We start from the raw sequence: 14032 nt of genomic DNA on the forward strand, positions 1-14032 counted from the left end.
ACCGCATGAAACAAGTCCGTCTCTATTTTGCCGGACCGCTTCCTTTTTTCACACTGAGCGCGACCCCGTCGCCCACCGGCAGGATCGAAGTCTCGAATTCATCCATATGTTTTAACGTATATAAATACTCCCGCATCCGCTCGTGGATCGTCCGGTCACGCCGCTCCACCGCGTAACGCGATTCCATGATCGTTCCGTCCTGGAGGACATTGTCAGACATTAAAAGTCCGCCATCCCGCAGAAGGCGCAGGATATCCGGCAGCCAGTTGATGTACTGGCCCTTTGCCGCGTCCATGAAGATAAAATCAAAGGAGCCGGAAAGACCCGCAAGGATTTCCCCGGCATCGCCCTCCAGCAGCGTGATTTTTTCTTCCATCCCAGCAAGGCGGAAGTTTTCCTTCGCCTCCGGGATCCTCTTTTCATATTTTTCAATGGTCGTGATCCGGCACTCTTTTGGCATCACCGATGCCATCAAAAGTGCCGAGTATCCGACCGCAGTTCCAACTTCAAGGATCCTGTTCGGAGCCACCAGCGTCACCATCGTCTTTAAGAGCGATGCTGTCTCCCTGCGGATGATCGGAACCCTGTTCTTCACAGCATTCTCAGCGATCGTCTCAATAAGCGATCCGTCTCCCTGGGCCAGGGAATTTATATAAGTCGTAAGTCTGTTTTCCGTGATCATGATTTTGTGTCTTCCTTCGCGGTATCGTCCGGATTTTCCTTTAAAATATTGATCAGCTCCTTGGAATCCTTCGAGGTGTTTAACTCGTAGGTTCCCGCGTTCACTTCATATCCATAGCATTTTGCCTGGATCGTAAATGTGCGGGCATCGCGGATCAGACCGGCTTTCTTTAAGATCTTTCCGACCTCTTCCACCGACTCATCCCCGTCCAGTCTGATACTCTTTTCTGTTCCAGGCTCTGCTTCCATTGCCGGCGCGTAGAAAATCCCATGTCCGAAGGAGTAGGCGCTTCTCGCCCCTGTAACGATGAGTACCGCAGCGAGACCGTACAGGATGATCCTTCCGGATGTGCTGATGACAAACAGGCTGATTTTGTTGATTTCTCTCGTTATCTTGCTCATATCATTTCCCTTGCAGGTAGCTCCGCCGTGTATCTTCTTGTTTTCATGTGCATGAAAACAAGAAGCCGGGGGCGTTCCCCCTATACTGAGCTGTGCCAAAAATTGCTTATGCAAGCAAGCTTGCAACACAATTTTCAGCCCAACTCAGTGCACGGCTAACTGGGTTCATTTATACTTCCATGATGATAGGAAGGATCATCGGGTTTCTCTTGATGCGCTTCCATAAGAAGTCGCTTAAGCTGTCTCTGATAATGTTCTTGATCTTGCCCCAATCGGAAACATGGCGCTCTAAGCAGTCTGCCACCGCCTGGTCAACAATTGCCTGAGCCTCTTCCATCAGGTCCTCGGACTCACGAACATAGACGAAGCCGCGGGATACGATATCAGGTCCGGAGAGCAGCTGGTTGGAATGCTTCTCCAGTGTGAGGACAACGATGATGATACCATTCTGGGCAAGGTTCTGGCGGTCGCGGAGAACAATGTTTCCGACATCTCCAACACCGAGTCCGTCAACGAGAACACCGCCGGACTGTACATGATCGATGACGTCCGCTCCGCTCTCACCGATCTCAAGCACGTCTCCTGTGTGGAGCATCACAACATTCTCCTTCGGGATTCCAAGAGAGATCGCAAGCTCCTTCTGTGCCATTCTGTGACGGTACTCGCCGTGGATCGGGATCGCAAATTTCGGGCGTACTAAGGAGTAGACAAGCTTGATCTCCTCCTGGCAGGCATGTCCGGATACGTGGGTATCCTGGGAGATGACCTTCGCGCCCTTCATGGAGAGCTCGTTGATGACTCTTGATACGGCCTTCTCATTTCCCGGGATCGGGGTGGAGCTTAAAACAACCACATCACGCGGAGTGATGGAGACCTTTCTGTGCATGGAGGATGCCATTCTGGAAAGGGCTGCCATGGACTCACCCTGGCTTCCTGTTGTAATGAGGACAGTATCCTCCTCCTTATAATTCTTTAACTGTTCAATATCCACGAGCGTTCCATCCGGGATATTGATATATCCGAGCTCCTGGGCAGTTCCGATGACGTTGACCATGCTGCGGCCTTCCACAACGACTTTTCTGCCATACTTGCATGCGGAGTTGATGACCTGCTGGACACGGTCCACGTTGGAAGCGAATGTCGCAACAATGATACGGTTCTGCTGATGCTCCGCAAAGATCGCATCAAAGGTCTTTCCGACGGTTCTCTCGGACATGGTAAATCCAGGACGGATCGCGTTTGTGGAGTCGCAGAGAAGTGCAAGAACACCTTTCTTTCCGAGCTCTGCCAATCTCTGTAGATCTGTCACATCGCCGAATACCGGAGTGTAGTCGATCTTGAAGTCACCGGTGTTTAAGATGATTCCTGCCGGTGTGAACACGGCGAGGGCAGCCGCGTCCTCAATAGAGTGGTTCATCTTGATAAATTCTACACGGAAGCAACCGAGATTGATGGACTGTCCGTGTTTTACAACTTTGCGCTTTACGCTGCGCAGCATATTGTTTTCTTCGAGTTTATGATCAATTAAGCCCATGGTCAGCTTTGTCGCATAGACCGGCGCGTTCACCATTTTTAACACGTACGGAAGCGCTCCGATATGGTCCTCATGACCGTGGGTAATAACGAATCCTTTTACTTTCTCATAATTATCTTTTAGATAGGTCACATCCGGAATGACAAGATCGATTCCAAGCATGTCATCACTGGGGAATGCAAGTCCGCAGTCCATAATGATGATGCTGTCGCCATACTCGATGGCTGTCATGTTCATTCCGATCTGTTCCAGTCCCCCGAGAGGGATAATTTTGACTTTGCAGTCTGCTGTATCATTCTTCACGTTCTTCACGATTCATAACCTCTTTCTTATTTTCATTCTTCGTCCTGCATTCACTGCAAAGTCCATAGAGCTTTACCTCGTGGTTTGTCACGAGAAAGCCCAGTTTCTCCATAACCTCCTCTTCCAGACTGTCCAAAAGGTCTGATTCCAGGGAATACACCTTTCCGCAGCCGGTACAGATGGCATGGTGGTGGCGGTGTCCCGACGCGCTTTCTTCACCGTTCAGCTCATACCGGGTAAAACCGTCATCAAATGCGACTTTGTCGATTACATGCAGGTCTAAAAGGACCTGTACAGTCCTGTATATCGTAGCCAGTCCGATTTCCGGGCTGTTTACTCTCGCTAAATCATAAATTTCTTCCGCTGTCAGATGTTCCGCCGGATGGGACGCAATAATATCAAGTACCATCATACGCTGATTTGTTACTTTAAGTCCTGCCTTGCGCAGCAGTCCTTTTACCGTTTCGTCGTTCATTTTCATTGTCCCCCAACATCTGTCCTCCGAAAACCTTCCTGCTGCCAGCGTTCTGCGCAGACAGCAACCGGTCCTGCATTCGATCAGCTTATTTTCCAAGCACCAGGACCCGCCTATTTCCCGTCATCCAGACGGGCAAGTTTCCTGACTGTCAATACGATTGTTTGTCTGTATCTGTGTATTAAATGTTTGTTTTCTGCTTTTTGTACGTGCTCTACTGTTTCTCGAGATCCACGTCGTCAAGAAGCTCCGCGAAGATCTTCATGAGACCTTCCAGCTCGTCCTCATCTTCCACGAACTCATAGAGGGCATCAGACTCGTCTGCGCCGGACATATCCTTTAAGATATAGCAGTCGCCTTCCTCATCGTCATCTTCCGCGTCTGTGACAAGAAGATAGTTTGCCCCGTTTAATTTTGTCTCCTCCACAACATAGAATTCCAGTGTCTGGTCATCGTCGACCAATGTGATTTTTCTCTCTTCCATACATATTCTCCTGTCTCTGAAAAATGTGTAACTTTTCAATACCTTCGCTTACAGAACCTTCCACCGGCAGCTTCTTCCGGATGCACGGCAGCGGTTACATGTACAGTAACGAAAATTTCTCAGGTATCGTTTCGTATTATTCTTTTTCCTTCGTTTTCAGGCAATCCAGATATCCCTGTAAGATCAGCCCCGCAGCGACTTTATCGATCACCGCTTTTCTGTTCTCGCGGCGCACTCCGCTCTCCATCAGGATCTGTTCCGCAGCAACGGTCGTGAGACGTTCATCCCAGTAATGCACCGGAAGTCCGGTACGGCGCTCCAGCATTTCTCCGAAGGCTTTCGTCTTTTCGACGCGTTCACCCTCTGTATTGTCCATATTTTTCGGAAGTCCCAGCACGATCTCCGTAACCTCGTACTCCGCGATCAGCTCCTCGATCCGGGCACACGTCTTGCGCAGTTTATTCTCGTCCTTGCGCTCGATGGTCTCGACACCCTGTGCCGTCAGGAGAAGTCCGTCGCTGACTGCGACTCCCACGGTCTTTGAACCGAAATCCAGTCCGAGTATTCTCATAACGTATATTATCCTATCTGTTTTTCCTCATAGCAAAACCAGCCGGTGGTTCCCGGCTGTCTGCATATTCTTTCTTATCTTTCCCGGAAACTAGAGGAGTCTCGTATCGATGTAATTCTCCATCAGTTCTTCCAGGATCTCGTCACGTTCCACCTTCATGATCAGGCTTCTTGCGCTCTTGTAGCTTGTAATATAGGTCGGATCACCAGACATGATATAGCCGACGATCTGGTTGATCGGGTTGTATCCCTTTTCTGTGAGGGCCTCGTAGACCTCACGGAGAACCTCACCGACCTCCAGTTTTTTATCTTCCTGAACCGCTTTAAAATATTGTGTATTACTGATATCGCCCATAAATATCCTCACGTCCTTCGGCGGCTGTCCCGCACTTTTTGCGCAAAGCCGCCCTTTTTGTTGCTATCCTTATTCTACTCTACTTTCATATTTTGTGCAATATAAAACTTACTCGCCCATTTTAACGCTGTTTTTTATTTTCAGCCAGCAAAACCGAGATTTTCAACACTATTTTACGGCATTTTGGGACCTAAAATACTTATTTTTCCTTCAGAAGCAGAATCTCCTCTGTCAGGAAATCTCCAAGAATGCCCGAAACGAACGTATTTTTCAGTGTTTTCGGATCACGTCCGTCGAGACGGATCGCCGCCTTCACATATTCCTTTGTATATCCGGTCATGTAGACCTCGTCATTGATAGTCGCCGGTTCCTCCAGAAGGATCTCCTGTTCTGTTCCGACAAAGGAGCTTCTGTACTCCCCGGACATCTTCTTCTCGAGTTTTAAGAGAATGGCGCTGCGCTCTTTCTTCACTGGCTCCGGCACCTGGTCAGGCATCCGGTCCGCGCGGGTCCCGGCACGTCTGGAGTACGGGAACACATGCATCTCGTAGAAGTGAACTTTTTCGAGAAATTCCCTTGTCGTCTCAAAGTCCGCGTCCGTCTCTGCCGGGAATCCGACGATAACATCCGTCGTGATCGCCGGATTCTTGAAGTGTTTTCTTAAGATCTCACAGCGGTCAGCGTATTCCTCGCAGGTGTAATGGCGGTTCATGCGCTTCAAGGTATCGTCGCATCCGCTCTGCAGGGACAGGTGGAAATGCGGACAGATCTTCGGAAGCCTGGAAAGCTCCGACGCGAACTCTTCTGTGATGACACGGGGTTCCAGGGAACCAAAGCGGATCCGCTCGATTCCGTCGATCTCATGAAGTCTCCTGATCAGTGTCAGGAAATCGATTCCCTCATCCTTGAAGTCGATGCCGTAGGAGGTCAGGTGGATTCCGGTAAGGACGATCTCCTTGTAACCTTCCTCTGCCAGGATCTTTACTTCCTCCTCCACGTCCTCCGGGCGGCGGCTTCTGACGCGGCCTCTCGTATACGGGATGATGCAGTAGCTGCAGAACTGGTTGCAGCCGTCCTGAACCTTGATGAATGCACGGGTGTGCTCCGCCTGTTTGTTAATATGAAGTTTCTCGTACTCATTGGATCCCGCAAGGTCCGTGATGGACTCCCGGATCTCTTTTCCGGCAAACCACGCGTCCAGAAGCGGGACAAGATCCGCCTTGCGGTTGTTTCCGATGATCAGGTCAACGGCGGCATCCTCTCTCAGTTTGTCCGCTGCCGCCTGGACATAGCATCCCGCCGCAACTACCACCGCGTCCGGATTCTTCGCCTTCGCGCGGTGCAGCATCTGGCGGGATTTTTTATCTGCAACATTTGTCACGGAACAGGTGTTGATGACATAGACATCCGCTTTCTCCTCAAAGCTCACGATCTCATAGCCGGCGGCCTCCAGAAGCTGTTCCATGGCCTCCGTTTCGTATGCATTTACTTTGCAGCCAAGATTGTGCAGCGCTGCTTTTCTCATATTCAATCTCCTTGTGATTACTGGGGTGATTTCTCTGCCATGCCATGTTTCTGTCTTCAAAATTTCAGAATCATATCATGTGCAAAGCTTATTTTTTATTCAAGATACCTCTTGACTTTTCATGCATGTCCATTTAGTATGAAGGTAGGTTTTTCTATTACCAGAATAAAAAAATATTCGAATATTGGGAGGAACACTGACATGAAAACCGTTAAAATTTCTTTAAACTCCATCGATAAAGTGAAGTCTTTTGTAAACGACCTTACCAAGTTTGATACCGATTTCGACCTCGTTTCCGGCAGATACGTCATCGACGCAAAATCCATCATGGGTATTTTCAGCCTGGATCTTTCCAAGCCGATCGATTTAAATATCCACGATGGCGGAAATACAGAAGAGATCCTTACTGTACTTGCTCCGTATATCATTGAAGCATAAGAAAGTGTTTTTAAAAACTGCCGGAAACTAAATTCCGGCAGTTTTTTACGCGTGCAACGAGCCAAAGTCCATGCTTGCATGAGACCTTGGCGACTGCCGCGATAACTTGAGAAGCTCGCAAAGCGTGCTTCTCATAGTTTCCTTTTCCGCCAGTTTTTTCCGCACCGCATAACATCATTTTCCATGCTGCGGCACATTTCAGTCCAACTGGGAATCCCAAACCGCATTTTAGATGCAGCGGATCACCTCTCTTGTCTCCAGAGCTGTCTTCATCAGCTCGTCGATCTTTTCATCCAGCTTTTTCTCTGAATTTTTGATCTTTTTTAAGCTCGGCTTTGTAACCGGATGCTTTGCGACGAAGATCGTGCAGCAGTCCTCGTACGGAAGAACAGATGTCTCGTAGGTGCCGATCTTTAAGGAGATATCAACGATATCCTGCTTATCGAAGGCGATGAGCGGTCTCATGACCGGAAGCTCGCAGACTTCATTTGTGACAGCCAAGGACTGCATCGTCTGGGATGCGACCTGACCGATGCTCTCGCCGGTGACAAGTGCCAGACAATCATTCTCCTTCGCGATCGTCTCTGCGATCTTCATCATATAGCGGCGCATGATGATCGTAAGCTCGTCATGCGGGCACTGATCGTAGATATAGAGCTGGATATCGGTAAAGTTGATGATATTTAAGCGGATCGGTCCCGTGTATTTCGCAACAAGCTTCGCGAGATCAACAACCTTCTGTTTTGCGCGCTCGCTCGTATACGGCGGCGCATGGAAATAGGTCGCATCGATGGTCACGCCGCGCTTTGCGATCATCCAGCCTGCAACCGGGCTGTCGATTCCGCCGGATAATAATAACATGGCGCGTCCCGCTGTTCCGATCGGCATTCCGCCCGGTCCCGGGATCGTCTCGGAGAAGATGTTGATCTTATGGCGCACCTCCACACGGAGCAGCACATCCGGTGTATGGACATTGACCTTTGTCTCCGGGAACGCGTTTAAGATCACCTCGCCGAGGTCACGGTTGATCTGGTCGGAAACAACCGGATACTGCTTGTTTGCACGTCTTGCAACGACCTTAAAGGTAAAGTTCTTATTCTCATAGGCATCGTCAATATATTTTACGACCTGTGCCTTCAGGTCCTCATAACCGTTGTCTTCGATCTGAACCATCGGGCAGATCCCGACGATACCGAATACATGCTGAAGAGCGTCGATCACCTCATCGTAATCGAAGTCTTCTGCTGCCTCCGCGTAGATTCTTCCCGCCTCTTTTGTGACGGAGAAATTGCCTTCCAGATTCTTTAAACGGTGATGGATCTGTTTTACAAGGGCATCCTCAAAGAGGTAACGGTTTTTTCCCTTTACGCCGATCTCTGCGTATTTGATTAAAAATGATCTGTATTTCACGGAATATCCTCCATAGGATCCTGAACTTTTTGCGATCGGCATTTTCCCGCCGTCCGCCGCTGTTTCAGGACATTTTTCTTAGTAACCGGCCGGGAAATCTTCGTTTTCCCGCCAAGTATTGTATATGATCTTTATGCTCTCCGATATCTTCTGAGCATCGGCACAAGTTCATTCAGTACTTCCAGACAGTAATCCACTTCCTCCTCAGTATTAAATGCACCGAAGGAGAAGCGAAGCGTGGAATCCAGCAGGGAATCCTTCACACCGATCCCCTTTAAGGTTCCTGACACACCCGGATGGTTGGAGGAGCATGCGGAGCCGGAAGAAACATAGATTCCCTTATCCTCCAGCGCATGGAGCAGTACCTCTGCCCTCACGCCCTCAAAGCCTGCCGCAACGATCTGCGGAGCGCTGTCCCGGCCGGTAAGACCATGGACTGTAACGCCGTCCATCGCCTGAAGACCTTTCACCATGCGGTCCTTGATCGCATAGAGCTTATCGATCTTTGCATCATGGTCGGTGTAGACCATCTTTGCCGCCAGACCGAGACCTGCGCATCCCGGAACATTCTCGGTGCCGGAGCGCATGCCTTTCTGCTGTCCGCCTCCGTAGATGATCGGTTTGATCTTTACCTTCTCATCAATATACAGGAAGCCGGTTCCCTTTGGGCCGTGGATCTTATGTCCGCTGGCTGATAAGAGGTCGATGCCCTGTTTTTTCGGGCGGATCACATATTTTCCGTAAGCCTGGATCGCGTCCACATGGAAGTAGGCGGACGGCTTTTTCTCCTTGATGATCTTCGCGATCTCCTCGATTGGTTCCACCGCTCCGATTTCGTTGTTTACATACATGACGGACACAAGGATCGTATCGTCGCAGATTGCTTCCCGGAGCGCGTCTAAGGATACATGTCCGTTATGGTCCACCGGCAGGTAGGTCACGCGGAAGCCAAACTCCTCGAGGAACGCTGTCGTATTGTAGATCGATGCATGTTCCACGCAGGAGGTGATGATGTGGTTTCCGGCGCGCTTATTTGCAAGCGCCGTTCCGATCAGCGCCAGATTGTTGGACTCGGTTCCGCCGGAGGTAAAGAGGATCTCTTTATCCTTCACTTTTAAAGTCTTCGCGATCTCCTCACGGGCAGTCTTAATATAATTTTCCGCCTCTACACCTTTCATGTGTCTGGAGGACGTATTGCCGTAGTCCACGGTCATTGTCTCCGCGACGATGTCGCGCACCTCGTCGAAGGCGCGGGTCGTCGCAGAGTTATCAAAATAAACTTCTCTCTTTTCCATGAGTTTTATTTACTCCCAGTCTGGACCGGCAAAACATTCTCCATATTCATATACCGGTCTTTTTACTTCTTAAAATTTACCCTTTATAGCATAATGCTATTTTCAACTTTTTTGTAATCGTTCAGTTATTCACAGTTATCATTAAAAAATCATCCTGAATTTTTCTTCGGTCTGCACTGAAATTTTTACTTCATGATTCCAGTAATAATCCCACAGCCGCCATCACAAACATTCCGGCCGTTTCCGTCCTGAGGATTCTCTTTCCGAGCGTCACCGGCTTCACCCCGGACTGCATCGCAAGTTCCACTTCCCCGTCGGAAAATCCGCCCTCCGGTCCGATAAAGATGGACAGGCTCTGTCCCGGTTTTAAGCTTCCGATCAGTTCTCTCGTGAGTGCCATTCCGCCCGCTCCCGGAAGACTCTCAGAATCTTCGTAGGGAATGATCGCCAGATCATCCAGCGCTGCCGCCTCAATGGCCGCCTTAAATTTCATCACATTTCCGACTTCCGGAACGATCATGCGCTTCGACTGTTTTGCCGCACTCTCGGAGATCCCGTACCAGCGCTTTCTCTTCGCTTCCTCTTTTTTCGCGTCAAGCTTCACCACCGCGCGGTCCGTGTCCACCGGAACGATCTTTGTGACACCAAGTTCTACACATTTCTGGATGATGAACTCCATTTTATCTGCTTTCGGAAGTCCCTGATACAAGGTCACTTTTACCGGAAGCTCCGTATCATCCACTTCCTCCGGCAGGATCTTCGCAAGGACTTTATCCGGGAAAAGCTCTGTGATCTCGCAGAGGCAATTTGTGCCCTTACCGTCACTTAACAGGAGCTTTTCACCCGGTTTCATCCGCAGTACGTTCTTAATGTGATTCACATCGGGACCGGTGATCACGGCCTCCGACTCTGTAAAAAATTCTGTTTCCGTAAAAAAATGGTACACTATTTCTTCCTCGCTGTGAAGGATACCCACTCGCCCTGTCTTGTCACTTCGATGATCTCGAAGGCTTCGTTCTCCTCAAGCGCTTCGCGGACAGCCTGTTCCTTCATATCAATAATACCGGAGCTGATGAAAATTCCGCCTTTCTTTAAGTGGAACGGAACCTGTTTCTGGATCATGATGATAATGTCGGCAAGAATATTTGCAACAACAATATCGTAGCACTCATATCCCGCCGCATCCTGTGTCGCCTTATCGTCGATGATATTTCCCTGGATCACACCGAACTTCTCCTCCGGGATATCATTGGCTGCCAGATTTTCATGAACTGCGGTGATGGCGTTCTCATCGAGATCCGTTCCAAATACATACTCCGCACCAAGCTTTAACGCGGCGATTCCGAGGATTCCACTTCCTGTTCCGAGGTCAAGGACCTTTACGCCCGGCTTTACATACTTTTCGAGCTGACGGATACAGAGCTGTGTCGTCTCGTGTTTTCCGGTTCCGAACGCGGTTCCCGGATCGATCTGGATCAAAAGCTTGTCCTTATGCTCTTCCGGGATCTCCTCCCACGTCGGCTTGATCAGGATATGATCAACCGTAAACGGTTTGAAGTACTGTTTCCAGTTGTTGATCCAGTCCTTATCGTCCGTCTCGGACTCAGTGATCTTCGCGGTACCGATATTCACGAACTGGCGGATCTCCTCAAGCCCCTCACGGACTGCCTTCAACTTTTCTTCCGTATCCTCGTCCTCGTCTAAATAGAAGCTGACTCTCGCGGTACCGTCATCCGGCGGAAGTTCCGGGAGAATATCGATGAACATTCCCTTCGTCTCGCTTTCGGTAAGCGGTACGTTGTCCTCGATCTCCATTCCCTCGATTCCGATATCATCAAACATGCTTCCGAGATAATCCACCGCATCCGTGGTCGTCTCAAGCGTAAATTTCTTCCATTTCATATATCATTTCTCCTTCTATGTTCTTTTGCCTGTCCAGGATCAGAACTTCCCGCTGCACTTTCACGTTCTTCGCCCATCATTCCGATCTTTGGTTCCAGACTCACCGCACATATGCCCGCATCCAGCATGGACGCAGACGAAATCACATGATATCATAACATAGTTTTCCGGGGTTTGCAAGGTGGGAAAATGCTGAAACAGACCAGGGACAGGTTGAGCTTCCTGTCCCTGATCTGCTTTTCGCAAAATAAGGTTTGGGGTATAACAAACATAAAGTATAGGGGTCTTCATTATGAAATGAATTGGTGCTGAATTCTTCCCGGGCATTTGACCGCCCGGGAAGACAACAGTTCTATTTCCATGCCTGATTTAGTCAAACGTCTCTGCAAATAAATCCACAGCGGTTTTTCGACCATCTCCGTGCATGGCGAACTGTCCGTATATGATCTGGATTACGGCTCGTAAACGTCGTCGATGATCTCGAACTCTTTTGCCGCAAGAGTCTTCTCGACCCATTCTCTCTTTGCTGTGCCGTTCTTTGCAGCCGCGAGCTTGCTCTCATCTGCTGCCTGGAACTTCTTCGCATCCTCTAAGATCTGAGCAGCATCTTTTCTCGGGATAACGATAACGCCATCCGGATCAGCCAGGATGATGTCTCCCGGGTTTACGCTGACTCCACCGCAGGATACCGGTACATTTACTTCACCCGGTCCCTCTTTGTACGGGCCACCCGGTGTTGTGCCTGTGCAGTATACCGGGAAATCCCATTTTCCGATCTCATCGATGTCACGGATCGGTCCATCAAGAACGATACCGGCGATCTTTCTGTCATAACGAAGATAAGCCATCATGATCTCACCCATAAGGGAACGTGTATCATCTTCCTCGTTGGACACTACGATAAAGTCGCCTTCCTGAGCAATGTTTAATGCTGCGTGAAGAGCAAGGTTGTCACCGCCTCTTGCCTTAACGGTGAGTGCCGGTCCGACTGCCATCTGCTCTTTCGGCTGGCTTACAAGGCGGATTCTCGGATTCATCGCCGCGTTTCTTCCCATTACATCACATGTGTTGGATGCCGGAATGTTCTTGAACTGCATCATAACCTCTTTGTCCGGCATGTGTCTCTTTAAATAGATTCTCTTACCTACTGCCATTTTGTAATCTCCTTTTCCTTGGATTTTTATGTGATTGAGATCACTTCTTTTGCTCTCTCATCTCTTTCTGACCATATTGTATCGCAGGACTACGACAATTACAAACAATGTATTTGTTTGCTTTTCACAATATTTTTTTGTTATCCACTTTACATCCTGATAAACGTTATATATAATGAAAATACTGGTGGATAATCCGCCATTTTCGCAAAACGTTGTTTTACAGTAACTGTTCAGAAGGTCTGCGCAGGTGCTGTGGGCCAGTGGCACACGTCCAATACGGACCAAAGCGGAGCGTAAAACATTTTAAAATGGATTTTTGCTCGCAGCTATGAAGACACTGAATTGTTACGTCCTGCAAAAGATAGAAGGGATCTTTTTATGAATTTACTCAGCTTGTACTATTTCGTTGAACTTGCCAAAGAGCTTCACGTCACCAACACAGCCCAGAAACTCTATATTTCCCAACAGAACCTAAGCCAGCATATCCAGCGTCTGGAACAGTATTACGGTGTCCCTCTCTTCCACAGAAAGCCAAAGCTCGCCCTTACCTATGCAGGGGAGCAGCTCTACGCTGTCGCCGTAAAAATTCTTGCCGAGGAACATGAATTCCAGAACCGTCTCGCCGACATCTCCGAAAAGAGCATCGGCAATCTGAAACTCGGTATCCCGTCTTACCGCGGCCAGATCTGTCTTCCGGAGATCCTGCCGCGATTCTACGCGAAATGGCCGAATATCAAGATCGAGCTCTGCAATGAATCCTCCAACACAATGGAAGAACGTCTCTACAATGGGGAACTTGATATTTTTATCGGTGTCATGTATCAGGATAATCCCAAACTGGAATCTTCCACTCTTCTGACCGACCATATTTACCTGGTCTGTTCCGACGAGCTTTTGCAGCGCCACTATCCCGATTCCTGGCAGACCTTAAAAGAAGGATCCTTAAGCGGCGTGGAACTGGCACATTTTTCAAAAATTCCGTTCCTGCTCCCAGCCTCCTCCATGAAGCTTCGAAAAACTCTGGACCAGTGTTTCCTCGACGCAAAGGTAAAGCCGAATATCTTTCTGGAGTCGCAGACCACAGAACTGTTCATGTCCCTGTATCCGCATAATTACGGGGCATTCTTCTGCACCCAGATGCGTCTTCCGATGCTCTTAGCTGCCCACCCGGATGCCAATGCGTTTCCGCTCGCGCTGAAAAAGTCACTGATCAACCACCGGCTGGTCCTTGCCTATCACAAAGAACGTTTTCTTCCAGAGTATGCCCATGATTTTATTGAGATCACGAAGGATGTGTTTGATGGGATCGCGAAGGTTCGGCCGCATTAAATACTTTTCTAAAAAATAGGCTTCGCCTATTCAACTCCCCTGCCCCTCAATCTTGAGGGGATTAGGGGTTTCTTTTTTCTAAAATATACCTCATCCTAGATTATTCACGGATCAGCCGTGAAAGTGGCTGAAAGCCACATAGTTACTGTATTTTAGCTGAATATTGCTTTTC

The 14032-nt window shown here is 49.0% G+C and carries 15 protein-coding genes; 2 read left to right on the plus strand and 13 right to left on the minus strand.

The features are described from left to right. Positions 1-22 precede the first annotated feature (22 nt). From GPK83_RS02580 to mtaB, 8 genes are all read right to left on the minus strand, one after another. Positions 23-682 carry an O-methyltransferase gene (locus GPK83_RS02580; RefSeq protein WP_015555006.1) on the minus strand — a complete coding sequence of 220 codons (660 nt, stop codon included), beginning with the start codon at positions 680-682 and terminating at the stop codon, positions 23-25. Then, on the minus strand, positions 679-1083 hold the full coding sequence (locus tag GPK83_RS02585) for an endolytic transglycosylase MltG (RefSeq protein WP_144365139.1): 405 nt from the start codon (positions 1081-1083) through the stop codon (positions 679-681). Before GPK83_RS02585 ends, GPK83_RS02580 begins: the two co-directional genes overlap by 4 nt. 169 nt (positions 1084-1252) lie before the next feature. Next, positions 1253-2920, minus strand: coding sequence for a ribonuclease J (locus GPK83_RS02590; RefSeq protein ID WP_215703941.1), 1668 nt, complete (start codon positions 2918-2920; stop codon positions 1253-1255). Beyond that, positions 2910-3395 (minus strand): Fur family transcriptional regulator, encoded by a 486-nt coding sequence (locus GPK83_RS02595; RefSeq protein WP_015555008.1) that lies wholly within the window; start codon positions 3393-3395, stop codon positions 2910-2912. Before GPK83_RS02595 ends, GPK83_RS02590 begins: the two co-directional genes overlap by 11 nt. A gap of 214 nt (positions 3396-3609) precedes the next feature. Next, positions 3610-3879, minus strand: a complete 270-nt coding sequence (locus tag GPK83_RS02600) for a DUF1292 domain-containing protein (protein ID WP_015555009.1) — start codon at positions 3877-3879, stop codon at positions 3610-3612. A 136-nt stretch (positions 3880-4015) separates the two neighbouring features. Then, complete coding sequence (ruvX, locus tag GPK83_RS02605; protein ID WP_015555010.1) at positions 4016-4450, minus strand: Holliday junction resolvase RuvX; 435 nt, start codon at positions 4448-4450, stop codon at positions 4016-4018. Between the two features lie 90 nt (positions 4451-4540). After that, positions 4541-4804 carry an IreB family regulatory phosphoprotein gene (locus GPK83_RS02610; RefSeq protein WP_015555011.1) on the minus strand — a complete coding sequence of 88 codons (264 nt, stop codon included), beginning with the start codon at positions 4802-4804 and terminating at the stop codon, positions 4541-4543. Positions 4805-5003: 199 nt separating this feature from the next. Next, complete coding sequence (gene mtaB / locus GPK83_RS02615) at positions 5004-6329, minus strand: tRNA (N(6)-L-threonylcarbamoyladenosine(37)-C(2))-methylthiotransferase MtaB (RefSeq protein ID WP_215703937.1); 1326 nt, start codon at positions 6327-6329, stop codon at positions 5004-5006. Between the two features lie 201 nt (positions 6330-6530). Between mtaB and GPK83_RS02620 the strand changes: the two genes are divergently transcribed. Further along, positions 6531-6767, plus strand: coding sequence for a PTS HPr component phosphorylation site (locus tag GPK83_RS02620; RefSeq protein WP_015555013.1), 237 nt, complete (start codon positions 6531-6533; stop codon positions 6765-6767). A gap of 228 nt (positions 6768-6995) precedes the next feature. Here GPK83_RS02620 and thiI read toward each other — a convergent pair whose 3' ends face one another. From thiI to GPK83_RS02645, 5 genes are all read right to left on the minus strand, one after another. Further along, complete coding sequence (gene thiI / locus GPK83_RS02625) at positions 6996-8177, minus strand: tRNA uracil 4-sulfurtransferase ThiI (RefSeq protein ID WP_117484213.1); 1182 nt, start codon at positions 8175-8177, stop codon at positions 6996-6998. A 131-nt stretch (positions 8178-8308) separates the two neighbouring features. After that, positions 8309-9472 (minus strand): cysteine desulfurase family protein, encoded by a 1164-nt coding sequence (locus GPK83_RS02630; RefSeq protein WP_015555015.1) that lies wholly within the window; start codon positions 9470-9472, stop codon positions 8309-8311. A gap of 190 nt (positions 9473-9662) precedes the next feature. Then, complete coding sequence (locus tag GPK83_RS02635) at positions 9663-10418, minus strand: 16S rRNA (uracil(1498)-N(3))-methyltransferase (protein WP_215703938.1); 756 nt, start codon at positions 10416-10418, stop codon at positions 9663-9665. Beyond that, positions 10418-11374, minus strand: a complete 957-nt coding sequence (gene prmA, locus GPK83_RS02640; RefSeq protein ID WP_015555016.1) for a 50S ribosomal protein L11 methyltransferase — start codon at positions 11372-11374, stop codon at positions 10418-10420. The genes GPK83_RS02635 and prmA overlap by 1 nt, the downstream gene beginning before the upstream one ends. 452 nt (positions 11375-11826) lie before the next feature. Next, positions 11827-12528, minus strand: coding sequence for a demethylmenaquinone methyltransferase (locus GPK83_RS02645; RefSeq protein WP_015555017.1), 702 nt, complete (start codon positions 12526-12528; stop codon positions 11827-11829). A 381-nt stretch (positions 12529-12909) separates the two neighbouring features. Here GPK83_RS02645 and GPK83_RS02650 point away from each other — a divergent pair, with 381 nt between their 5' ends. Further along, entirely contained in the window at positions 12910-13860 is a 951-nt protein-coding gene (locus GPK83_RS02650) for a LysR family transcriptional regulator (protein ID WP_215703939.1), read from the plus strand. The last annotated feature ends 172 nt before the right edge of the window (positions 13861-14032 follow it).

Source organism: Clostridium sp. MCC328 (assembly GCF_018785465.1).
GTDB lineage: Bacteria > Bacillota > Clostridia > Lachnospirales > Lachnospiraceae > Pilosibacter > Pilosibacter fragilis.